19 protein-coding genes are annotated in these 21380 nt (G+C 72.7%); 11 read left to right on the top strand and 8 right to left on the bottom strand.

Features of this window, described 5'->3' with window-relative positions; genetic code table 11:
- Positions 1 to 16: 16 nt before the first annotated feature.
- From AMK31_RS39970 to AMK31_RS24135, 4 genes are all read right to left on the bottom strand, one after another.
- Entirely contained in the window at positions 17 to 1021 is a 1005-nt protein-coding gene (locus AMK31_RS39970; protein ID WP_073942707.1) for a class I SAM-dependent methyltransferase, read from the bottom strand.
- A complete protein-coding gene (locus AMK31_RS24145; RefSeq protein ID WP_073942706.1) occupies positions 1018 to 2205 on the bottom strand; it encodes a glycosyltransferase family 4 protein in 1188 nt (395 codons plus the stop codon). Before AMK31_RS24145 ends, AMK31_RS39970 begins: the two co-directional genes overlap by 4 nt.
- The gene (locus tag AMK31_RS24140) at positions 2202 to 2600 is read right to left on the bottom strand and encodes a 6-pyruvoyl trahydropterin synthase family protein (RefSeq protein WP_073942705.1); all 399 of its coding nucleotides are present in this window, start codon (positions 2598 to 2600) and stop codon (positions 2202 to 2204) included. The genes AMK31_RS24145 and AMK31_RS24140 overlap by 4 nt, the downstream gene beginning before the upstream one ends.
- Before the next feature lie 73 nt (positions 2601 to 2673).
- On the bottom strand, positions 2674 to 3651 hold the full coding sequence (locus AMK31_RS24135; protein WP_073942704.1) for a zinc-dependent alcohol dehydrogenase: 978 nt from the start codon (positions 3649 to 3651) through the stop codon (positions 2674 to 2676).
- A 109-nt stretch (positions 3652 to 3760) separates the two neighbouring features.
- Between AMK31_RS24135 and AMK31_RS24130 the strand changes: the two genes are divergently transcribed.
- The 4 genes from AMK31_RS24130 (at position 3761) to AMK31_RS24115 (ending at position 7320) form a co-directional block, all read left to right on the top strand.
- Complete coding sequence (locus AMK31_RS24130) at positions 3761 to 4537, top strand: CDP-alcohol phosphatidyltransferase family protein (protein WP_073942703.1); 777 nt, start codon at positions 3761 to 3763, stop codon at positions 4535 to 4537.
- Positions 4538 to 4766: 229 nt separating this feature from the next.
- Positions 4767 to 5651, top strand: coding sequence for an ABC transporter substrate-binding protein (locus tag AMK31_RS24125; protein WP_073942702.1), 885 nt, complete (start codon positions 4767 to 4769; stop codon positions 5649 to 5651).
- Positions 5648 to 6568, top strand: a complete 921-nt coding sequence (locus tag AMK31_RS24120) for an amino acid ABC transporter permease (protein WP_073942701.1) — start codon at positions 5648 to 5650, stop codon at positions 6566 to 6568. The genes AMK31_RS24125 and AMK31_RS24120 overlap by 4 nt, the downstream gene beginning before the upstream one ends.
- Positions 6565 to 7320: an amino acid ABC transporter ATP-binding protein gene (locus AMK31_RS24115; protein WP_198948557.1), complete on the top strand. Its 756-nt coding sequence runs from the start codon at positions 6565 to 6567 to the stop codon at positions 7318 to 7320. Before AMK31_RS24120 ends, AMK31_RS24115 begins: the two co-directional genes overlap by 4 nt.
- A gap of 194 nt (positions 7321 to 7514) precedes the next feature.
- Here AMK31_RS24115 and AMK31_RS24110 read toward each other — a convergent pair whose 3' ends face one another.
- The 3 genes from AMK31_RS24110 to AMK31_RS24100 all read right to left on the bottom strand — a co-directional run bounded on the left by AMK31_RS24110 (position 7515) and on the right by AMK31_RS24100 (position 13042).
- Positions 7515 to 9455: a discoidin domain-containing protein gene (locus AMK31_RS24110; RefSeq protein WP_073942700.1), complete on the bottom strand. Its 1941-nt coding sequence runs from the start codon at positions 9453 to 9455 to the stop codon at positions 7515 to 7517.
- A gap of 272 nt (positions 9456 to 9727) precedes the next feature.
- On the bottom strand, positions 9728 to 11803 hold the full coding sequence (gene fusA / locus AMK31_RS24105; protein WP_073942699.1) for an elongation factor G: 2076 nt from the start codon (positions 11801 to 11803) through the stop codon (positions 9728 to 9730).
- 498 nt (positions 11804 to 12301) lie between these two features.
- On the bottom strand, positions 12302 to 13042 hold the full coding sequence (locus AMK31_RS24100; protein WP_073942698.1) for a nucleotidyltransferase domain-containing protein: 741 nt from the start codon (positions 13040 to 13042) through the stop codon (positions 12302 to 12304).
- Between the two features lie 78 nt (positions 13043 to 13120).
- On the opposite strand from AMK31_RS24100, the gene AMK31_RS24095 reads away from it, so the two are divergent.
- From AMK31_RS24095 to AMK31_RS24070, 6 genes are all read left to right on the top strand, one after another.
- A complete protein-coding gene (locus AMK31_RS24095) occupies positions 13121 to 14293 on the top strand; it encodes an NAD(P)/FAD-dependent oxidoreductase (protein ID WP_073942697.1) in 1173 nt (390 codons plus the stop codon).
- 65 nt (positions 14294 to 14358) lie between these two features.
- On the top strand, positions 14359 to 14694 hold the full coding sequence (locus AMK31_RS24090) for a (2Fe-2S)-binding protein (protein ID WP_073942696.1): 336 nt from the start codon (positions 14359 to 14361) through the stop codon (positions 14692 to 14694).
- Positions 14687 to 16162 (top strand): FAD/NAD(P)-dependent oxidoreductase, encoded by a 1476-nt coding sequence (locus AMK31_RS24085; RefSeq protein WP_073942695.1) that lies wholly within the window; start codon positions 14687 to 14689, stop codon positions 16160 to 16162. The genes AMK31_RS24090 and AMK31_RS24085 overlap by 8 nt, the downstream gene beginning before the upstream one ends.
- A gap of 142 nt (positions 16163 to 16304) precedes the next feature.
- Complete coding sequence (locus AMK31_RS24080; RefSeq protein ID WP_073942694.1) at positions 16305 to 17249, top strand: dihydrodipicolinate synthase family protein; 945 nt, start codon at positions 16305 to 16307, stop codon at positions 17247 to 17249.
- A 12-nt stretch (positions 17250 to 17261) separates the two neighbouring features.
- Positions 17262 to 18263, top strand: coding sequence for a proline racemase family protein (locus tag AMK31_RS24075; protein ID WP_073942693.1), 1002 nt, complete (start codon positions 17262 to 17264; stop codon positions 18261 to 18263).
- Between the two features lie 46 nt (positions 18264 to 18309).
- Complete coding sequence (locus tag AMK31_RS24070; protein ID WP_073942692.1) at positions 18310 to 18999, top strand: GntR family transcriptional regulator; 690 nt, start codon at positions 18310 to 18312, stop codon at positions 18997 to 18999.
- A gap of 16 nt (positions 19000 to 19015) precedes the next feature.
- On the opposite strand, the gene AMK31_RS24065 is transcribed toward AMK31_RS24070, so the two are convergent.
- Positions 19016 to 20239 (bottom strand): saccharopine dehydrogenase family protein, encoded by a 1224-nt coding sequence (locus AMK31_RS24065; RefSeq protein ID WP_073942691.1) that lies wholly within the window; start codon positions 20237 to 20239, stop codon positions 19016 to 19018.
- A 154-nt stretch (positions 20240 to 20393) separates the two neighbouring features.
- On the opposite strand from AMK31_RS24065, the gene AMK31_RS24060 reads away from it, so the two are divergent.
- The gene (locus tag AMK31_RS24060; protein WP_073942690.1) at positions 20394 to 21110 is read left to right on the top strand and encodes a TetR/AcrR family transcriptional regulator; all 717 of its coding nucleotides are present in this window, start codon (positions 20394 to 20396) and stop codon (positions 21108 to 21110) included.
- Positions 21111 to 21380: the final 270 nt, after the last annotated feature.

Here is a 21380-nt window from a genome sequence, read left to right as displayed (position 1 = left end):
AGCGCGCGGGACGGCTTCACGACACGCCGCCGGTCGGGCGGGCCAGCGCCAGCAGATCGCTGTGGTGGACGGTCACCCGCAACTCCCCCGCGGCGCAGGCCGCCAGACGTGCCGCCAGGTACTTCCCGGCCCGGTCCTTCAGCTCGGGCCGCTGCTCCACGGCGGCGCCCACCCAGCCGCGCAGCCACTGGGCCGTCAGCGCCGCGTCGCCGGGACCGAGCCGCCACGGGCTCGGCCGCACCCGCACCGTCGCGCCGCGCGCGTCGAACGCCTCGCAGGCCACGGTGACCGCGTCCGGGCCGAGCAGCCCGGTGCGCCGCTGGTGGGCGTTGAACGCCTCCGCGATCTCCGCGTCCAGCGGGTCCCCCGGAGTGAGGTCGACCCGGCCGGCCACGGACAGCGTCAGCAGCGCGGGACACCCGGCGCCCGCGCACGCCGCGGCGAGCGCGTCCACCTCCTCCCGGGTCAGCACGTCCAGCAGCGCGGACGCCGTCACCAGGGACGCCCCGGCGAGCGCCTCGGGAGTGAGCCGGGCGACGTCGCCGCGCCGGGTCTCGACCGTGACCCGGCTGCCGTCGGCGGCGGAGCGCGGCGAGGCCACGGCCGCGAAGTGCAGCAGATACGGGTCGCGGTCGTGCAGCACCCAGTGCTGGGCGCCGTCGAGCCGGGGCGCGAGCCAGCGTCCCATCGACCCGGTGCCGCAGCCCACGTCGTGCACGACCAGCCCGCCGGCCCGGCGGGGCAGGTTCGCCAGCCGGATCCGCAGCGGATCCAGCAGCTCGCCCGCCCGCGCCGCCGCGTCGGCGCCCTCCCGCAGCTCCAGCCACTCGGGCGCGTAACGCGGCGGCTCCTCGTCCGCGCCGCCGCCCTCCCGCAGCCGTACGGTGGGGCGCTCACCGGGGCGGGCGGCGGCGGGTCCGGCGCCGGGGATGACGTCGGACGCCTCGGGCCCCCTCGCCGGTGCCGGGATCCCGCCGACCGTCTGTTCCGCCGGCTCTGCCGTCGTCCCGGTGTCGCTCATGCCGCCCTCCGCGGTACGTCGGTGAGCCGGCTCAGCACGCCGGCGAGGGACTTGGCGGTGGTCGCCCAGCCGTCCAGGGCCGCCCGGCGGCCCCGCGCCGCGGCCTTCAGCCGGCGCCGTACGTCCGCCTCGCCGAACCAGCCGCGCAGTTCGGCCGCGAGCGCCGCGGGGTCCTCCGGCGGGACGAGGATGCCGGGCACCCCGCCGTCGGGGGCGCGGCCCACCGCTTCCGGGAGCCCGCCCACGTCCGTGGCCAGCACCGGGATGCCGCGCGCCAGCGCCTCGGTGACGGCCATGCCGTACGTCTCGGCGTACGACGTGAGCACCATCAGGTCGGCGGCGGCGTAGCTCGCGTCGAGGGCGGCGCCGGACTGGGGTCCCGCGAGATGGACGCGGCCCGTCAGGCCGTACCCGTCGATCAGGGACCGCAGCTGGGCGACGTAGCGCGCGTCCTGAGTCAGTCCGCCCACGCACACGCAGCTCCACGGCAGCTCGGCGACCGCGGCCAGTGCCTCCACCAGCCGGTGCTGCCCCTTGCGCGGGGTGACCGCGGCCACGCACAGCAGCCGCGACACTCCGTCCGTGCCGGACGCGAGGGGCGCGATGTCGGCGCCCGGCGCGGCGACGTGGACCCGGTCGGGCGCCAGCCCGTGGTGGGAGACCAGGCGGCGCACCGCCCAGTCGCTGGTGGCGATCACCGCGGGCACCGCCCGCAGCACCGTCCGCTCCAGGACGTCCAGTTCGGCGGCCGCCTCCAGCGCCAGGCCCGTCTCGTCACCGAGCGGCAGGTGGACCAGGACGGCCGGCCGCAGCCGCTCCGCCTCGGGGACGACGACCTCGGGGACACCGCAGGCGACCAGCCCGTCGAGGAGGACGACCGCGCCGTCCGGCAGCTGCCGCAGCGTACGGGCGAGTTCAGCGCGGTCCGCCGCGCCCGGCCGGGGCCAGGTACCGGTCACCAGATGCCGCTGGACCTGCCAGCCGAAACCGGGCAGGTCCAGGCACATCCGGCGGTCGTAGGCGTTGCCGCCGCTCGGCACGGCCGGGTCGTCGACGCCGCCCGGCATGACGAAGTGCACGGTCCGCAGGGACATCCGGACGATCTCCGCGCTCGCCAGGGCGCCGGACTGCGCGGGCACGTAGCGCAGCTCCGCCGTCCGCTGTTCGATGGTCGCGTCGGTCACAGGGCACGCTCGTAACTCGCCCAGGCGATGTGCGACTCGTGCAGCGTGACGGTGATGCCGGCGATGCCCCGGGCGCCCTCGCCGAGCGCGCCCTTGTGGATGCGCTCGGCGAGCCGGTCGGCGATGACCTTCGCCAGGAACTCCGTGGAGGTGTTGGTCCCGGCGAAGTCGGGCTCGTTGTCGAGGTTGCGGTAGTTGAGCTCGCCGACGACGGCACCGAGTTCCCGGGTGGCCAGCCCGATGTCGACGACGATGTTGTCCTCGTCCAGCTGTTCGCGCCGGAACGTGGCGTCCACGAGGAACGTGGCCCCGTGCAGGCGCTGCGCGGGTCCGAAGACCTCCCCGCGGAAGCTGTGGGCGATCATGATGTGATCGCGGACGGTGACACTGAACAAGGGAACGACCCTCCAGGTGCGGTGCATCGATGCCGGGTAGTACGGCTGCCGGCCTTCCGGTGTTCAGCGGCGGTTATCGCGGGTACCGCACCCGGTGGCACAGCGCGGGGATCCGGCCGTCGGCGAGCCGGGGCAGCACGTCCGGCAGGTCCTCGAACGCGCACTCCCCCGTGATGAGCGCGTCGAGCGCCGGGTCGGCAAGCAGTTCGAGGGCGAGGGCGAGCCGGTCGCCGTACGAACGGGTGGCGCGGCGCGCCGGGGAGACGGTGCCGACCTGGCTGCTGCGCAGCACGATCCGCCGCGCGTGGAAGTCCTCGCCCAGCGGGACGCTCACCTTCCGGTCGCCGTACCAGCTCAGTTCCAGGACGGTGCCCTCGGTGGCGACGAGCTCCAGCGAGCGGGCCAGGCCCTGCTCGGTGGCGCTGGCGTGCACGACGAGGTCCCGGTCGCCGAGCGCGTCGGCGGGCGCGGCGAAGTCCACGCCGAGGGCCTTCGCGGTCTTGGCGCGGGCCGGGTCGGTGTCGACCAGCTGGACGCGCACGCCGGGGAAACGGGCCAGCAGCGCGGCCACCGAACAGCCGACCATGCCGCCGCCCACCACCGCGATCCGGTCGCCGACCAGCGGCGGCGCGTCCCACAGCGCGTTGACGGCGGTCTCCACGGTGCCCGCGAGCACGGCCCGTTCGGCCGGCACGCCGTCGGGAACCGGGGTGACGGCGGACGCGGGGACGACGTACCGGGTCTGATGCGGATGCAGACAGAAGACGGTACGGCCCACCAGCTGCGCCGGGCCCTCCTCGACGACACCGACGCCGAGGTAGCCGTACTTCACCGGCGCCGGAAAGTCGCCTTCCTGGAACGGGGCCCGCATCGCCGCGTACTGACTGCTCGGCACCCGGCCGCGGAACACCAGCGTCTCCGTGCCGCGGCTCACCCCCGACCACAGCGCGCGCACCACCACGTCGCCCTCGGCCGGCTCCGGCAGCTCCACCTCGCGAATCTCCCCCTGCCCGGGGGAGGCGAGCCAGAACGCATGTGCGGTTCGTGTCATCGGCGGTCCTCCTGAACGATCGGCCAGTGGTTCGCGTACCGAGATGTGCACAGGCCGCGCACAGTACGCGGCGATGATCGACTCTGTCATTACGGCCGGAGGATGCGCGGTGGCCCTGAACAACACATACGGTGCGCGACTGGTCCAGCAGGAGACCGCGCTCGGCGCGGGCGTGCAGATCCTGCTGCTGGCCCTGCTCGGGTCGGCGACCGGGATGGGGCCGGCGGGCTGGCTGACCGGCCTCGTCTTCGCCGTCGCCAGCTGGGCCGTCCTCTCCCGCGCCGTACACCGCTCCCGGCTCAGCTCCTTCGGCCCCGCCAACCGGGTCACCCTCGGCCGGGCCACCCTGGTCGGCGGGGTGACCGCCCTGGTCGCCGACTCCTTCCGCAGCTCACCGCCGGTCACCCTGTTCGTCGCGCTCACCGCGGTGGCGCTGATCCTCGACGGCGTGGACGGCAAGGTCGCCCGGCGCACCGGGACCTCGTCGGCACTGGGAGCACGCTTCGACATGGAGGTCGACGCGTTCCTCATCCTCGTGCTGAGCGTGTACGTCTCCGCGGAACTGGGCCCGTGGGTCCTGCTGATCGGCGGCATGCGGTACGCGTTCGTCGCCGCCGCGCGGGTGTGGCCGTGGCTGACGGCACCGCTGCCGCCGAGCACGGCGCGCAAGACGGTGGCCGCCCTGCAGGGGGTGTTCCTGCTGCTCGCGGGCGCGGAACTGCTGCCGTACGTGGCCAACGCGGGCGTGGTGGCGCTCGCACTCGGCCTGCTGGTGTGGTCGTTCGGGCGGGACGTGCTGTGGCTTTGGCGGACGTCCCGGTCCCGGGCGATGGCGGCTGGGGAGACGTCGCACGTGGCGAAGGACGTCGAACTGATCGCCGGGTGAGGTGCCGGGGCGGCCGGCCGTCACGCCTTCCCTCGGTCGCCCAGTCGCTGTACGGGCACGCCTACGGCCCAGGACACTTCCCCGCGTACAGCACCATCCTGTACACACGCACCGGCGCCAGTCCCGACCCCCGGCCGCCCGTTCACGAACCTGCAACACCCGTTCCCGCCATGTGGATTATCACGAAACGCCCTCGACAAATCGGGGAGAGCGCTGCCACTCTCCCGCCATGTCTCTCGCCCCTCGCGTCCTGCGCCGCGTCCTCGCCGGCGCCACCGTCGCCCTCCTCGCGACCGCCGTCGGCTGCGCCCCGCAGCCGGAGGACGGCGCGTCCGCCGAGCCCTCCGGTCCGGCCGGCGCCACCTGCACCCCGGGCAAGCTCCCCACGAAGACTTCCGGCAAGCTGACGATCGCCACCGACCAGCCCGCCTACGAGCCGTGGTTCAAGGACGACGACCCGTCCAACGGCAAGGGCTTCGAGTCGGCCGTCGCGTACGCCGTGGCGAAGAGGCTGGGGTACGGCAAGGACGCCGTGGTCTGGCAGAGCGTGCCGTTCAACAAGGCGTTCGCCCCGGGTGAGAAGACCTTCGACTTCGACATCAACCAGGTCTCCGTCAGCGACGAGCGCAAGAAGGCCGTGGACTTCTCGTCCGGCTACTACGACGTGCGCCAGGCCGTCATCGCGCTGAAGGGCTCCAAGGCCGCGAAGGCGGACCGCGTCGCGGACCTCAAGGGTCTCAAGCTGGGCGCCCAGGTCGGTACGACCAGCCTCGCCTACATCGAGGACGTCGTGCGGCCGACTCGGGACGCCGCGGTCTACGGCAAGAACGACCAGGCCAAGTCCGCGCTGAAGAACGGGCAGGTCGACGCGATCGTGGTCGACCTGCCGACCGCCTTCTACATCACCGCCGCCGAGGTGACCGACGCCGAGATCATCGGCCAGTTCGAGAACCGGGGCGGCACCCCGGAGCAGTTCGGGCTGGCGCTGGACAAGGGCAGCGCCCTCACAGCCTGCGTGACGGACGCTGTCGACGCGCTCCGCGAGGACGGCACCCTGGCGAAGCTCGAACAGCTGTGGCTGGCCGACGCGGTCGACGCCCCGGTGCTCAAGTGACCGTCGTCAAGGACGAGTCCGGCCGGGACGACGCGAACGACGGAGACGACGACAAGCGTGCCGTCGAGGGCCCGTACGTCCCGTCGCCGCGCCGACTGGAGCGCGAGCGGTACCGGCGTACCCGCGCTCGCCGCGCCACGGCGATCGCCGCCCTGTCCACCCTGGTCACCGGAGCCGCCCTCTACCTGCTGGTCGTCAACGCGCCCGGCTGGCCGCGCACCAGGGAGACCTTCTTCGACGTCCAGTACGCGCGCGAGGCGTTCCCCCAGGTCCTGGAGGGTCTCTGGCTGAATCTGCGGCTGCTGCTGGTGTGCGGCGCCGCCGTGCTGGTCCTCGGCATGCTCATCGCGGTGGCCCGCACCCTGCGCGGCCCGGTGTTCTTCCCACTGCGGGTGCTGGCGGCGGCGTACACGGACTTCTTCCGGGGGCTTCCGCTGATCATCAACCTGATGATCGTGGTCCTGGGCGTCCCCGCGCTGCGCCTCCAGGGCGTCACCGTCGACCCGGTGCTGCTCGGCGGCACGGCGCTGACGCTGACGTACTCGGCGTACGTGGCGGAGGTGTTCCGCGCCGGCATCGAGTCGGTGCACCCCTCGCAGCGCGCCGCTGCCCGCTCCCTGGGCCTGACCAACCGGCAGGCGCTGCGATTCGTGGTACTGCCGCAGGCCGTACGCCGCCAGGTGCCGCCGCTGCTGAACGATCTGGTGTCCCTGCAGAAGGACACCGGTCTGGTGTCGATCGGCGGCGCGGTCGACGCCGTGCGCGCGGCCGACATCATCGTGGGCCGCAGCCTCAACTACACGCCGTACATCGTGGCTGGGCTGGTGTTCGTCGCCCTGACCATTCCGATGACCCGCTTCACGGACTGGGTGACGGCCCGGATGGACCGCCGTCGGGCGCAAGGAGGAACGACATGAGCGACGACGTGCCGGTGCTGCGAATGGAATCCGTCCGCAAGACCTTCGGCGGTTCGGTCGTCCTGCGGGACGTCGGCATGGAGGTCGCCCCGCACACGGTGACCGCGCTGATCGGGGCCTCCGGCTCCGGCAAGTCGACACTGCTGCGGTGCGCCGGCCTCCTGGAGGACGTCACCGACGGGGCGATCTGGCTGGACGGCGAGGAGATCACCGACCCGCGCGTCGACCAGAACGCGGTACGGCGCCGGATCGGCGTGGTCTTCCAGGCGTACAACTTGTTCCCTCACATGACGGTGCTGGAGAACATCACACTCGCCCCGCGCCGGGTGCACGGCATCCCCCGTGCCCAAGCCGAGGAGCGGGCCCGGGAGTTGCTGGCACGGCTCGGGCTGGGAGGCAGAGCGGGCGAGTACCCGGACCGGCTCAGCGGCGGCCAGCAACAGCGGGTGGCGCTCGTGCGCGCCCTCGCCGTGCGTCCCCGGCTGCTGCTGCTCGACGAGATCACCGCGGCCCTCGATCCGGAGCTGGTCGGCGAGGTGCTGGACGTCGTGCGCGACCTCAAGGGCGACGGCATGACCATGGTGCTGGCGACGCACGAGATGGGCTTCGCCCGCGAGGTCGCCGACCAGGTCTGCTTCCTGGACGGCGGCGTGGTGCTGGAGCACGGCACCGCCGAGCAGGTCTTCGGCGACCCGCAGCAGGAGCGCACACGGCACTTCCTGCGGCGGATCGTGGAGGCGGGGCGCCTGTAGGGACCGAGGCGGCCCGGAGAGAGGGGGCGTGCCGCGGGGGCATCCTCTCAATGGGTTCTGGTCAAAGCTGCGCTCGCAGGGGATCAGAGAGGTCGACCGCTGCCGACGTCCAGTAGTTGCGTCGGCCGGTGCGCCGGCTTGGCGCTCTTCACCGGACGCCAGCAGCGGCCATCGAAAGGGAGCGTCGGCCCGCGCTACCGCTTCTGCTCGACCTTCACCCAGTCCACCTCCGCCTGCACTCCCCCGGCCGCGATGCGGTCCACGCTGGACTGCGGCAGGCCCCAGTACGGGCTCGTCACCTTGTTCCAGCCGGCCGGGTAGGCGCCGCCGAGGGCGAGGTTGAGGATGACGTACTGGTTGTGGTCGTAAACCCACTGGCCGCGGGTCGATTCGAGCTTGTTGCGGGTGGTTTCCTGGACCAGGCGGTCGTCTACGTAGAAGCGCATGCCCGTCGGGGTCCACTCGACGGCGTAGGTGTGCCACTGGTCGGCGCGGCCGCCGTTCGGGTAGGTCTGGCGGGCGCCGATGTTGCCGTCGGCGGAGTAGCCGGGGCCGTGCAGGGCGGTGCTGGTCCAGTCGGCGTAGCCGATGTTCTCCATGATGTCGGTCTCGCCGGAGGCGGGCCAGGAGACGGAGGGGTCGTCGACGTCGCTGCCGAGCAGCCAGAAGGCGGGCCAGAAGCCGTCGCCGACCGGGAGTTTCATGCGGGCGCTGACGCGGCCGTAGGTGAAGTCGAACTTGGTGTTGGTGTCGATGCGGCCCGACGTGAAGTCGTACGTCCCGCCGCCGGCCTGGGTGCAGCCCTTGCAGTGCTTGGCGCGCAGGACCAGGTTTCCGTTCTCGGTGCGGATGTTGTCGGTGGAGTCGACGTAGGCCTGCGCCTCGCCGTTGACCGAGCCCATCTCGGTGCCGGTGCGTACGACACGCCACTTGGAGCGGTCGAGGGAGGCACCGGTGAAGTCGTCGAAGAACGTCGTCCGGTACGTCCCTCCCTGGTCGGCGGGGAGAGGCGGGTACGCGGCGGAGGCGCTGCCGCCGGTGCCCCAGACCTGGAACTCGTAGAGGGAGTAGCCGAACTGGGCGGTCGACGGAGCCGGGTTGTGGAAGGAGCGGCGCTCCTTGCCGAGCATGCGCACGTAGCGGCCGGTGGCCGGTTGCGGGAGCCGGACGTTGTCGTGGCGGCCCGTGGCCTCCGCCGGTGACTTGACGTCGGCGCGGCGGGCGGCGACCTCGGCCGCGGTCGGCCGGTACACCGTGCGCCAGGTGCGGTTGTCGTCGGAGACCTGGAGTTCGTAGTCGACGGCGTAGGCCGCCTCCCAGTACAGGTCAACTGTGTCGATCGTGGAGGTCGCGCCCAGGTCGACGGAGATCCAGCGGTCCTTGTTCCAGTCGCTGGACCAGCGGGTGACGTCGTCCTTGAGGTTCGCCGGCCAGCCGCCGTCGGTGACGAACGCCGGGGAGTTGCCCGCGTGCTGGTAGTAGTTCGTGTAGGCCGGGTGGTTCAGGGCCAGGTTGGCACGGGTGGTGGACGCGGGGGCCGGTTCACCGCCGTAGACCTTGAAGGAGTAGAGCGAGTAGCCGTAGGGGGTGGCCCGTTCCTGGCCGCGCAGGCGGATGTAGCGGCCCGTCACCTCCTGGGGATACGTGTGTGCGGTGACCGTTCCTCCGGTGCCGGCGGTCTCCGTGTAGAAGGGCGTCCAGTCGGTGCCGTTCTTCGAGATCTCCAGGACGTATCTCTTGCCGTGGGCGGCCTCCCAGTCGAGGGTCACGCGGTCGACGCGGAGGGTCGTGCCGAGGTCGAGGCGGATCCAGGCGTCGTCGGCGAAGTTGCTGGACCAGCGGGTGCCGGGGTTGCCGTCGAAGGCGAGGCCGGGGGCGGTGGCGCCGTTCTCGCTGCCGGAGGCGGTGACCGCCGCCGGGTTCGCGGCGTAGGCGGCGGCCGCGCGGTCCGTGTCCCACGCGGCGGCCGCCTGGACGGCTTCGGGCGCGGCGGTGGCCGGCCCCGTGAGGGCCGGGCTCGCCGCGAGGAGGGTGAGGGCGGCGAGGGCGGTCAGGAGGGTGCGGGAGGTTCGTGAGGTGGCGGATGTGCGGGTTGTGGCGGAGGTGCGTGTTGTGGCGGGCGTGCGCGATGGCATGCGGCTCTCCCTGGGTGGGGGCGGGGGCCTCTCGGGCTTTCCGTCCGGAGGCGCCCTCAGGGCTTAATTTAGGCCGTGAGTTAAACGTCGACTCGCTTGCGCGTCAAGGGTTTGAACGTTGATTCGCGAACCGTGCCGCCGCCATTGACAGTTGGGACGGGTCGGGCCCCCTCCCGGGCGCGAGAGGGGGCCGTCAGCCGTCAGCCGTCAGCCGTCAGCCGTCAGCCGTCAGCCGTCAGCCGTCAGCCGCATTCAACCGTCGGCTTGTACGGCTACCGCGTCGGCGCGCTCACCGGGGCGGGCGCGTACCCGGTCGGGCGGGCCGTGAAGGTGCCCCGGCCCTGGGTGCGGCCGCGCAACCGGGTGGCGTAGCCGAAAAGTTCGGCCAGCGGGACGGTCGCCGTCACGATCGCCGCGCCCCCGCGGACCGCCGAGTCGGTCACCCGGCCGCGCCGCGCGGCGAGATCGCCGAGGACACCGCCCACGGCGTCCTCCGGGACGGTCACCGTGACCTCGGCGACCGGCTCGAGCAGCGCCATCGCCGAGGCGCGCAGGGCGTTGAGGAGGGCGGCGCGGCCTGCTGTGCGGAACGCCATCTCGGAGGAGTCCTTCACATGGGTCGCCCCGTCGGTGAGGGTCACCCTGATACCGGTCACCGGGTGACCGCCCAGCGGCCCCTCGGCGAGCGCGTCCCGGCAGCCCGCCTCGACCGCCCGGACGTACTCCTGCGGTACCCGCCCGCCGACCACCGTCGAACGGAACGCGAAGCCCGTGCCGCCGGGCTCGGCGTGCAGTGGCTCGACGTCCAGCACGACGTGGGCGAACTGGCCCGCGCCGCCGTCCTGTTTGACGTGCCGGTGGACGTGTCCGGTCACCCCGTGCACGACCGTCTCCCGGTGGGCGACTCGCGGCCGCCCGATACCGACCTCCAGCCCGTGGTCCCGCCGGATCTTCTCCACGGCGACCTCGAGGTGCAGCTCGCCCATGCCCGACAGCACCGTCTGGCCGGTCTCCGGGTCGGTCCGCACCACCAGTGACGGGTCCTCCTCGGCGAGCCGGGCGAGCGCGGTCGCCAGCCGCTCGGTGTCACCGGTACGCCGTGCCTCGACCGCCACGGAGACCACCGGGTCGGCGACATTGGGCGGTTCGAGGACGATGGGCGCGTCCTGCGCGCACAGTGTCGCGCCGGCCCGCGTCGACTTCAGCCCTACGACGGCCACGATGTCACCGGCCGTCGCGCGCTCCAGCGGGGTGTGCCGGTCGGCCTGCACCCGCAGGATCCGGCCGATCCGCTCGGTGCGGCGGGCGGTCGCGTCCCACACGGTGTCTCCCTTCTCGATCGTTCCGGAGTAGACGCGGAGGTAGGTGAGCCGGCCGGTGGGGGTGGCGTGCACCTTGAAGGCGAGGGCGGCGAACGGGGCTTGGGGGTCGGCAGCCCGCTCGGGGACGGGATTCCGTATACCGTCGTCCGTCTCCTGGACACCGTGTACCGGTGGCACGTCGACCGGCGACGGCAGATAGGTCACGACCGCGTCCAGCAGCGGTTCGATGCCGCGGTTGCGGTACGCCGAGCCGCACAGCACGACCACGCCGTCACCGCTGCGTGTCAGCTCGCGCAGGGCGGCGACGAGCGTTCCGGTGGACACCGTCGACCGCATACAGAATTCGTCCAGCGCGCCCGTGTGCAATTCGGCCACCGCTTCCTCCAGCGTCCGCCGACGCCGCCGCGCCTCCTCCAGCAGCTCTGCCGGCACCGGCCCTTCCACGACGCCTGCGCCGTCCTCGTCCCAGGTCAGGGCGCGCATCCGGACCAGGTCCACGACCCCTCGGAAGCCGTCTTCCGTACCGATCGGGAGGTGCACGACGAGCGGCACCGGGTGGAGTCGGTCGCGTATCGACGCGACGGCCGCGTCCAGGTCGGCGCCGGCGCGGTCCATCTTGTTGACGAAGGCGATCCTCGGCACGCCGTGCCGGTCCGCCTGCCGCCACACCGACTCGCTCTGCGGCTCGACGCCCGCGACGGCGTCGAACACGGCGACCGCCCCGTCCAGCACCCGCAGCGACCGCTCCACCTCGTCGGCGAAGTCGACGTGGCCCGGGGTGTCGATCAGGTTGACGCGGTGGCCGTCCCAGGCGCAGCTGACCGCCGCCGCGAAAATGGTGATGCCGCGGTCCCGCTCCTGCGGGTCGAAGTCGGTGACGGTGGTGCCGTCGTGGACCTCGCCGCGCTTGTGGGTGGTTCCGGTGGCGTACAGGATCCGCTCGGTGACGGTGGTCTTGCCCGCGTCGACGTGGGCGAGGATGCCGAGGTTGCGAACGGTGGTGAGGCTGTCGAGGTTGCTGCGCACGGCCCATGGCCTTTCGAAGTGTGGTGTGCGGAAGGGCAGCGCGATGAGCCGTGAGAAGGCGGGGGCGGTGGGCGGCTGTCAGCCGTCGACAGGCGACTCTCGACTGTCGACGGCCAGTGGTCGACTATTGATGGTCGACTGTCGACAGTCAGCTGACCGGTCAGCTGTTCCGTCAGTTGTTCAACGGTCGGCCGCATTCGTCGACTGATTGACCCTCAGGTATCGGAAGGCGCCGATCGCGCCCCATTTAGTCCTGCTCTCTTCGTCACGGCATCCGGTGCCGGCCGCGCAGCGGGCACCGGGCGGCCGTGGACACCAGGATCACCTCGTAGCGGGAGGGGGGAACGACGACAGCGGTGCGGTCTTGCACGGCCCGGCTCCCCTCGCTCGACTGGTTTCACACGGCGGCGTACCGCCGTCCGCACCGCCGTCTCGTGGCGATGCGCGATCACTCGGCGAGTGTAGGGAAGGCGGGCGGGCGAGGGCACCGCTTTTTCCTCAGCCGGCCTCGGTCAGCGGCTCGGGTGCGTGGACCGGTACCTCCGGCTGGTAGAAGTGCGCCCGCACCCGTCGCAACCAAGCCTCGGCCGCGCCCTCGTCGGGCTGATCGGGCAGGACACTGCGTGTCCGGTCGAAGGCGGACTCGTAGTGGCGGAGGAGGGGCAGTGCGGCGGACGGGTCGGCGGCTACCTCCTCGCCGAACCGGTGGTAGCTCTCGGGGTCCTCGACCCGGATGGCCAGTCGGCCGGTGGCGTACAGCTCGAATCCCTGGTGGCACAGTCGCTTGAGGTGGCGGGCGTGTTTGGCGGAGCGTCTGCGACTGGGCGTTCCGGTCTCGTCGGCGGCGATACGGTTCTGCAGCTTTCTGAACTGCTGCGTGGCGTAACCGAGATAGGCGTCGCGCACCCGGCGGGCGCTCAGCAGCGTGCTGCGGATGTCGATCAGCTCGTCACCGAGCGGGGTGCGCACCTCGTACAACTCTTCCGGCAGCCAGACGAGTTCCGTCACGGTCGGGTTGCCGCCGAGGGCGAGCCGGCACCATTTCGCGGCCTCGTGCAGGGTGCGGTCCGGTGCCGTGGAGACGTGGGACTCCTTCGGCCCGTGCAGTCCGTGCAGGGATTCGGTGGGCGCGGCGAACACGCCGAGCCGGTCCACGTCGGAGTCCTCGTGGGCGAGGCCGTACGCGGTCGAGCCGACGATGCCGGACAGCAGGATGTTGTACACAGTCACCCGCGTCATGATGCAGCGTCCCCCCGATCGCCTCACGCGTATTTCCGCCCTCTCCCCGCGCGGTGCGCCATGTGACATATTACTGGCGTGGCCAAGCAACCGAGCTGCGACGTCGTCGTCGTGGGCGCCGGCATGGTGGGCGCCGCCTGTGCGCTGTACGCGGCCCGTGCGGGTCTCGACGTCACCCTGGTCGACCGCGGCCCGGTGGCCGGCGGCACCACGGGTGCGGGTGAGGGCAATCTCCTGGTGTCCGACAAGGAGCCCGGCCCGGAGCTCCGGCTCGCGCTCCATTCCCTGCGCTTGTGGGCGGAACTGGCCGAGGAGTTCGGTACGGCGATCGAGTACGAGCCCAAGGGCGGGGTGGTCGTGGCCTCCGGGCCCGCGGAACTCGCCGCTCTCACCGAGCTGGCCGCCGCCCAACGCGCCGCCGGCGTGGAGTCGGTGGCCGTCGACGCCGAACGCCTCGCCGAGTTGGAACCGCGCCTGGCACCTGGTCTCGCGGGCGGCGTGTACTACCCCCAGGACGCGCAGGTGATGCCCGCCCTGGCCGCCGCGCACCTGATCCGCGCGTCGGGCGCGCGACTGCTCACGCGGACGACCGTCACCGGTGTACTGCATACAGCCGACGGCAGGGTGCGCGGCGTACGCACCGATCAGGGGGAGCTGCACGCCCCGGCCGTCGTGAACGCCGCCGGCACCTGGGGCGGTGAACTGGCCGCGCTGGCGGGCGTCCGGCTTCCGGTCCTCCCCCGGCGCGGCTTCGTCCTCGTCACCGAGCCGCTGCCGCCGTATGCGATACGGCACAAGGTATATGCAGCCGACTATGTGGCGGATGTCGCCAGCGACTCCGCGGCCTTGCAGACGTCGCCGGTGGTGGAGTCGACGGCGGCGGGACCGGTGCTGATCGGCGCGAGCCGGGAGCGGGTCGGCTTCGACCGCTCGTTCTCGCTGCCGGTCGTACGGGCACTGGCGGCGGGCGCGGTGCGGCTGTTCCCGTTTCTCTCGGGGGTGCGGGTGATGCGGACGTACGTCGGTTTCCGCCCATATCTGCCGGACCACCTGCCGGCGATCGGCGCCGATCCCCGGATGCCGGGGTTGTTGCATGCCTGCGGGCACGAGGGCGCGGGCATCGGGCTGGCACCGGCTACCGGGCAGTTGATCGCGCGGGTGCTGACCGGGGGGCAGGTGTCGGCCGGGAAGCAGTCGGAGCTGGATCTTTCGCCGTTCCGGCCGGATCGGTTCATACAGGAGCCCGTATGAAGCATTCAGTAGCCCGTATGAAGCGTTCGGTCAACCGTATGAGGCGGTCGGGAGGGCCGCGCCGTATGAAGCATTTTGGATATCGCATACACCATACGCGCGCACTCCCCCTCGACCTAGCCCGAGCCAACCCCGGCCCTCCGTTCTCCCTCACCTTCGACGGCCAGGAGATCCAGGCGCTGCCCGGTCAGACCGTCGCCGCGGCACTCTGGTCGGCCGGGATCACCGCCTGGCGGACCACGCGGGGATCGGGTAGTCCGCGGGGCGTGTTCTGCGGGATCGGTGTCTGTTTCGACTGCCTGGTGACCGTCGACGGCCGGCCCAATCAGCGGGCTTGTCTGGTACCGGCCGAGCCCGGGGCCGACGTCCGTACGCAGCGGGGGACTGGGCACGATGGCTGAGGGGACCGCCGAGCCGTGTGTCGCCGTGGTGGGGGCCGGTCCGGCGGGGCTGGCGGCGGCGCTCGCGGCTGCCGCCCGGGGTGTGCGCGTGTTGCTGATCGACTCCGGCGCGGAACCGGGCGGGCAGTTCTACCGGCAGGCCGCGCCCGCGCTGCGGGCGAGCCGTCCGGAGCGGTTGCACCACCAGTGGCGCACCTGGGAGCGGCTGCGTGACGGGCTCGCCGCGCACCGGGCCGCCGGGCGGATCACTCATCTGTCGGAGCGTCATGTCTGGTCGGTCGAGCGGCAGCCGTACGGGCACGGGGGTTTCGTCGTGCACGTGCTGCTCGGGCCCGCGCAGGAGGAGTCCGAGGCCGTGCGGGCGGACACCGTGCTGCTCGCGACCGGTGGCTACGAGAGGATGCTGCCGTTCCCCGGTTGGACACTGCCCGGTGTGGTCACCGCGGGTGGGGCGCAGGCCATGCTGAAGGGCGGGCTGGTCCTGCCCGGGCGTCGCGTGGTCGTCGCCGGCACCGGGCCGTTGCTGCTGCCGGTGGCGACCGGGCTCGCCGCGGCGGGCGCGGAGGTGGCGGCGCTGGTCGAGTCCGCCGCCCCCGGGGCCTTCGTACGGCATGCCCGTGCCCTGGTCGCCGAGCCCGCGAAGCTCGTCGAAGGCGCCGGATTCGCGGCACGGCTCGCGCGTCACCGTATCCGCCCGATGAGCGATCACGTGGTCGTTGCCGCGCACGGTGATCAGCGGGTCGACTCGGTGACCGTCGCCGCCCTGGACCGCGAGGGGCGGGAGCGGCCGGGCAGCCGGCGTCGTATCGTCTGCGACGCGCTCGCCGTGGGGCACGGCATGCTGCCGCACACCGATCTGGCCGACGCGCTCGGCTGCCGCCTGGCGGGGACGGCCGTCCACGTCGACGACGAGCAGCGCACCGACGTCCCGGGCGTGTGGGCGGCCGGTGAGGCGACCGGCGTCGGTGGCGCCGCGCTCGCGCTCGCCGAGGGGCACATCGCGGGCCGGTCGATCGCCGCACGGCTGCGGGGCGACGTTCCCGACCCGCGCGCGTGGGCGCCGGCCGCCCGTGTCCGTGGGCGGCTGCGCCGGTTCTCCGCGACGCTCGACGCGGTGTACGCCCCGCCCGCCGGGTGGCCGGAGCTGGTCACCGACGAGACGGTGGTGTGCCGCTGCGAGGAGGTCACCGCCGGGGCGGTCCGCGAGGCCGTGGGCGTCCTCGGCGCGGGCGACCTGCGTACCGTGAAGCTGTTGACGCGGGCCGGAATGGGCTGGTGCCAGGGCCGGATGTGCGGGCCCGGCGTCGCCGGGGTCGCCGGGTGCGAGCCGGACCCGGCGCGGCGCGTGCCGGCCCGGCCGGTGCCGCTCGGTGTGCTCGCCGAGGACGTCACCCGGCCCGCCCCCGCAGAGTCCCCGGGCTCCCGGAGGCCGCCCGAGAGTCCCCGAACTTCCGGAGAGCCCCCGTGACGCCCGGACCTCCCGAAGCTCCCTGAATCCCCGGACTTCCCGAACCCCCGGAACTTCCCGAACTCCCGAACCCCGGAGCCTCCCACCCCCCCCGAGCCAACCAACCCGCCACTGCCATGCCAAACCTCCCGAAGGGCACCCCATGACAGTCAGCGCGCCCACCCCCACCACCGCCCCCGCTCCCGCTCCCGCTCCCACCACCCCACCCCACCCCTGGCGCGGCCTCCTCGTCGCCACCGCGCTGCCGCTGGGTGCCGACCTCTCCGTGGACTACGACCGGTACGCCGAGCACTGCGTCTGGCTGGTGGAGAACGGCTGCGACGGTGTCGTACCGAACGGCTCGCTCGGCGAGTACCAGGTGCTGAGCCCGGAGGAACGCGCCCGGGTGGTGGAGACGGCCGTGCGGGCGATCGGTGGGGAGCGGGTGATGCCCGGCGTCGCCGCGTACGGCTCGGCGGAGGCGCGGGGCTGGGCCGAGCAGGCGGGTGAAGCGGGCTGCGCGGCGGTGATGCTGCTGCCGCCGAACGCGTATCGTGCCGACGACCGTTCGGTGCTCGCCCACTACGCGGAGGTGGCGCGGGCGGGTCTGCCGGTCGTGGCGTACAACAACCCGATCGACACGAAGGTCGACCTGGTGCCGGAACTGCTCGCCCGGTTGCACGGCGAGGGCTGGATCCGCGCGGTGAAGGAGTTCTCCGGCGATGTGCGCCGCGCGTACCGGATCGCCGAGCTGGCCCCGGAGCTGGATCTGCTGATCGGTGCCGACGACGTGCTGCTGGAGCTGGCCGTGGCGGGCGCGAAGGGCTGGGTCGCCGGGTATCCGAACGCACTGCCGCGCGCGTGTGCCGGCCTGTACCGCGCGGCGGTGGCCGGGGATCTCGGCACGGCGGCGCCGCTGTACCGGCAGCTGCATCCGCTGCTGCGCTGGGACTCGCGCGTGGAGTTCGTGCAGGCGATCAAACGGTCGATGGATCTCGCCGGCCGGTACGGCGGCCCGGTCCGCCCGCCGCGGATGCCGCTGCTGCCCGAGCAGGAGGCCGCCGTCCGCGCGGCCACGGAGAAGGCCCTCGCGGCCGGACTGGCATAAGGAGAGGCCCGTATGCGCAGCAGACTCGTCCTGCACGCCGTCGACTCGCACACCGAGGGCATGCCCACCCGTGTGATCACCGGCGGGATCGGCACCCTCCCCGGCGCGACGATGAACGAGCGGCGGCTGTACTTCCGTGAACACCGCGACGACGTCAAGCGGTTGCTGATGAACGAGCCGCGCGGGCACGCGGCGATGAGCGGTGCCGTGCTGCAGCCGCCGACCCGCCCCGACTGCGACTGGGGCGTGGTGTACATCGAGGTCTCCGGATATCTGCCGATGTGCGGGCACGGCACGATCGGGGTGGCGACCGTGCTGGTGGAGACCGGCATGGTGGAGGTGACGGAACCGGTCACCACGATCCGGCTGGACACCCCGGCGGGGCTCGTGGTCGCCGAGGTCGCCGTCGAGGGCGGCGCGGCGCGGGCCGTGACGCTGCGGAACGTGCCGTCGTTCTGCGTGGGCCTGGGCCGCGAGGCGACGCTCGCGGACGGGCGGACGGTGAGGTACGACCTGGCGTTCGGCGGCAACTTCTACGCCATCCTGCCGGTGGCGGAGCTGGGCCTGCCCTTCGACCGGGACCGCAAGGACGAGCTGCTTCAGGCCGGTCTCGCGCTGATGGAGGCGATCAACGCGGAGGAGGAGCCGGTGCATCCGGAGGATCCGTCGATCCGCGGCTGTCACCATGTCTACCTGGCCGCCCCCGGCTCCACCGCCCGTCACTCCCGGCACGCGATGGCCATCCACCCCGGCTGGTTCGACCGCTCCCCCTGCGGCACCGGCACCAGTGCCCGCATGGCGCAGCTGCACGCGCGCGGCGAACTCCCGCTGCACACGGAGTTCGTCAACGAGTCGTTCATCGGGACCCGGTTCACAGGGCGGCTGCTGGGCACGACCGAGGTGGCGGGGATCCCGGCGGTGCTGCCGAGTTTCACCGGGCGCGCCTGGATCACGGGCACGGCCCAGTATCTGCTGGACCCCACCGACCCGTTCCCCGCCGGGTTCGTGCTCTGATCGTCGTACGACCGCTGCCGACCGCTCGCTCTGCTGGAGACACCCCATGCCCGCTCAGCCGACCCCCGACCCCGTCCTCCCCGTCCTCCCCGTCCTCGGCGGGAAGCGGAGCAGCTACCGCGAGCGCGTCGCCGACGCGCTGCGGGCCGCGCTGATCACGGGTGAGCTGCGGCCGGGCGCGGTGTACTCGGCGCCGGCGCTGGCCGCCCGGTTCGGCGTCTCCGCGACGCCGGTGCGGGAGGCGTTGCTGGACCTGGTGAAGGAGGGGCTGGTCGACGCGGTGCCCAACAAGGGGTTCCGGGTGACGGCCGTGTCGGAGCGGCAGCTGGACGAGTACACGCACGTTCGCGCGCTCATCGAGATACCCACCGTGGTGGGGCTGGCCGGCACCGCCGAACCGGCCGCGCTCCAGGCCCTGCGGCCGACCGCCGAGGAGATCGTCACCGCCGCGGCGGCGGGCGACCTCATCGCGTACGTCGAGGCGGACACCCGCTTCCACCTGGGGCTGCTCGCGCTGGCGGGCAACGGCCACCTCGTGGAGGTGGTCCGCGACCTGCGGGGCCGGTCCCGCCTCTACGGCCTGACCGCGCTGGCCGAGGCGGGCAGGCTGCGCGCGTCCGCGGAAGAGCATCTGGAGCTGCTGGACGCGCTGCTGGCCGGGGACGCGCCGGCGGTGCGGGCGGTGATGACGCGTCACCTGGGGCACGTACGGGGGTTGTGGGCCGCGCCGGGCTGAGACCCCGAGGGCGCGTTCAGCCCTGGTCGCGCAGGCCCCACGGCGAGCCGTACTCGGTGAGCAGGTCGAGGAAGGGACGCGGCGGGAAGGCCTCCGGGCCGAGGACGCCCCGGCCCGTCCAGGCGCCGGTGGCCAGCAGTTCCAGGGCGACGACGGGGTTGACGGCCGTCTGCCAGACGACGGCCTGTGAGCCGTACTCGCGCATCGACCACTGGTTGTCGACCACGTGGTAGAGGTACACCTCCCGGGGCGCGCCCTCCTTGGTGCCCTTGACCCAGGTGCCGGCGCAGGTCTTGCCGGTCATCCTGTCGCCGAGGGTGGCCGGATCGGGCAGGCAGGCCGCGACGACGTCGCGCGGGGATACCCGTACGGGTCCGTCCCCGCCGGGCACCGTGACGTCGGCGGTGGAGTCCAGCCCCAGCTCGTGGAGCGTCTTCAGCTTGGCGATGAAGTCGTCGCCGAGCCCGTACTTGAAGGTGACGCGGCGCGCGTCCACCCAGCGGGGGATCAGCAGCACCTCCTCGTGCTCCACGTTGACGCACTCCACCGGGCCGATGCCCTCGGGGAAGTCGAAGACCTCCGGCTCGCTGAACGGAGGGGTGGTGAACCAGCCGCGGTCCTTCTCGTAGACCACGGGCGGGTTGAGGCATTCCTCGATGGTCGTCCAGATGCTGAAGGAGGGGGCGAAGTCGTAGCCCTCTACGGTCAGGTTCGCGCCGTCGCGGACGCCGATCTCCTCGATGTCGTCGAACAGCTCGTCGGCCGCGTAGCGGGCGAAGACGTCGGACAGACCGGGTTCGACACCCATGCCGACGAGGGCAAGCCGGCCCGCATCCTCCCAGCGCCGGGCCAGCGCGAACTGCTCGTCGCCCAGCTTCACCCCGCACTGCTCGTACGGGTGGTCGGCGTGCGGCGCCGACAGTGACATCGCCATGTCCACGTAGTGCGTGCCGGCCTCCAGGGCCGCCTGGAACAGCGGCATCACGAAGCGTGGGTCGGTGGCGTTGAGCAGCACGTCACAGCGCTGCTCCACGAGCACCCGGCGCACCGCCTCCGGGTCCGAGGCGTCCAGCCGCAGCGCGCCGAACCGGTCCTCCTCGGCGCCCAGCGCCGCGACGGCGGCCTCGGCACGGGAGAGGTCGTAGTCGGCGACCACCATGTGGGTGAGGAAGTCCCGTCGGGACGCGATCCGGGTGACGGCGGTTCCGACACCGCCCGCGCCCACGAGAAGCACTCGCATGTCACACACCTTTCGTCCGGGAGGCGACCGCCTCCGGCACGACCGATGCAACGGGATGGCGCGATGTAAGGTCAACCCTGTTGGCATAAGGCCGGCCGTTCGGCCCTGGGTACGACGGCGGCCGGAGTGCGAGGCGGAGGAGGAGGCGGCGGACATGGCGAAGGCAGTGGTGCCCGAGACGGCACGCCGACGGCGGCGGCCCACCCGGAGCGGCACCGTGCTGTCCGAGGAGATCATCGTGCGCACCGCCCTGCGCGTGCTGCGCGAACACGGCAGCACCGGGCTGACGGCGCGCCGTCTGGGCGCCGCCCTGGGTGCCGATCCGAGCACCCTCTACCGGTACTTTGCCGGAATGGACGACCTGACCAGGGCCATCGGGGACGAGCTGATGGGACAGGCGCTCGCCGGCTGGGAGGCGACCGGGGACTGGCGAGCCGATCTCCGGGCCCTGGGCCTCGCCATCCACGCCTCCTACCTCGCCCACCCGCAGGCGGCCGTGCTCACCGCCAGCCGCGTCACCGGCAGGCCGCGCGAGATCGCGGTGGACGAGACGATCCTCGGCATCCTGCGCGGCGCGGGCCTGCCCGACCCGGCGGCGGTCCGCGTCTACCACGCGTTCATCGACCAGAGCCTCGCCTTCGCCGCGCTGGACGCGGGCTCGCTCGCGCTGACGGACGAGGCCCGTACGGCGGACGAGCGGATGTGGGAGTCCACGTACGCGCGGCTGCCGGCCGAGTCCCATCCGAACATCGCGGCCACCGCACACCTGCTCGCCCGCCGCATGCCGCACAGCGCCTACCCGGCTGCCCTGGAGATGCTGCTGGAGCACACGGCGGCACAGCTGGCGCGGACGGGTGCCGGGTCCGGCTAACGGGTGGCGGGTCCGGTTAACGCGTGCCGGGGGTGGTTAACGGGTGGCGGCCTTCTGTGTTCTGTGTTCTGCGTTCGTGTTCTGCGGCCCGCATACCGCATGTCGCATACCGTATGCCGCGTACTGCATACCGCGTACCGCGTACCGCGTACCGCGTACCGCGTACCGCGTACCGCGTACCAACGATGACCGGCCGCCGCAGTACGACGTCCAGCACGCCCCGCCGGGTTTCCCGACCGTTCACGGCTCCCTCACTCGCGCGGCCTTGGG

Origin of the sequence: Streptomyces sp. TSRI0107 (assembly GCF_001905845.1) — a bacterium.
GTDB lineage: Bacteria > Actinomycetota > Actinomycetes > Streptomycetales > Streptomycetaceae > Streptomyces.
The sequence above is the reverse complement of the archived record's forward strand: the minus strand, read 5'-3'. Positions and strand labels throughout refer to the sequence as shown.

Bases quoted from the DNA above. Each gene is read 5' to 3' on its own strand.
- AMK31_RS24100 (WP_073942698.1), bottom strand. From the start codon at position 13,042: ATGACGCGGGTGACTGTGTACAACATCCTGCTGTCCGGCATCGTCGGC.
- AMK31_RS24135 (WP_073942704.1), bottom strand. From the start codon at position 3,651: ATGACACGAACCGCACATGCGTTCTGGCTCGCCTCCCCCGGGCAGGGG.
- AMK31_RS24060 (WP_073942690.1), top strand. From the start codon at position 20,394: ATGGCGAAGGCAGTGGTGCCCGAGACGGCACGCCGACGGCGGCGGCCC.
- AMK31_RS24065 (WP_073942691.1), bottom strand. From the start codon at position 20,239: ATGCGAGTGCTTCTCGTGGGCGCGGGCGGTGTCGGAACCGCCGTCACC.
- AMK31_RS24085 (WP_073942695.1), top strand. From the start codon at position 14,687: ATGGCTGAGGGGACCGCCGAGCCGTGTGTCGCCGTGGTGGGGGCCGGT.
- AMK31_RS24125 (WP_073942702.1), top strand. From the start codon at position 4,767: ATGTCTCTCGCCCCTCGCGTCCTGCGCCGCGTCCTCGCCGGCGCCACC.
- AMK31_RS39970 (WP_073942707.1), bottom strand. From the start codon at position 1,021: ATGAGCGACACCGGGACGACGGCAGAGCCGGCGGAACAGACGGTCGGC.
- AMK31_RS24115 (WP_198948557.1), top strand. From the start codon at position 6,565: ATGAGCGACGACGTGCCGGTGCTGCGAATGGAATCCGTCCGCAAGACC.
- AMK31_RS24070 (WP_073942692.1), top strand. From the start codon at position 18,310: ATGCCCGCTCAGCCGACCCCCGACCCCGTCCTCCCCGTCCTCCCCGTC.
- AMK31_RS24110 (WP_073942700.1), bottom strand. From the start codon at position 9,455: ATGCCATCGCGCACGCCCGCCACAACACGCACCTCCGCCACAACCCGC.
- AMK31_RS24090 (WP_073942696.1), top strand. From the start codon at position 14,359: ATGAAGCATTTTGGATATCGCATACACCATACGCGCGCACTCCCCCTC.
- AMK31_RS24080 (WP_073942694.1), top strand. From the start codon at position 16,305: ATGACAGTCAGCGCGCCCACCCCCACCACCGCCCCCGCTCCCGCTCCC.
- AMK31_RS24075 (WP_073942693.1), top strand. From the start codon at position 17,262: ATGCGCAGCAGACTCGTCCTGCACGCCGTCGACTCGCACACCGAGGGC.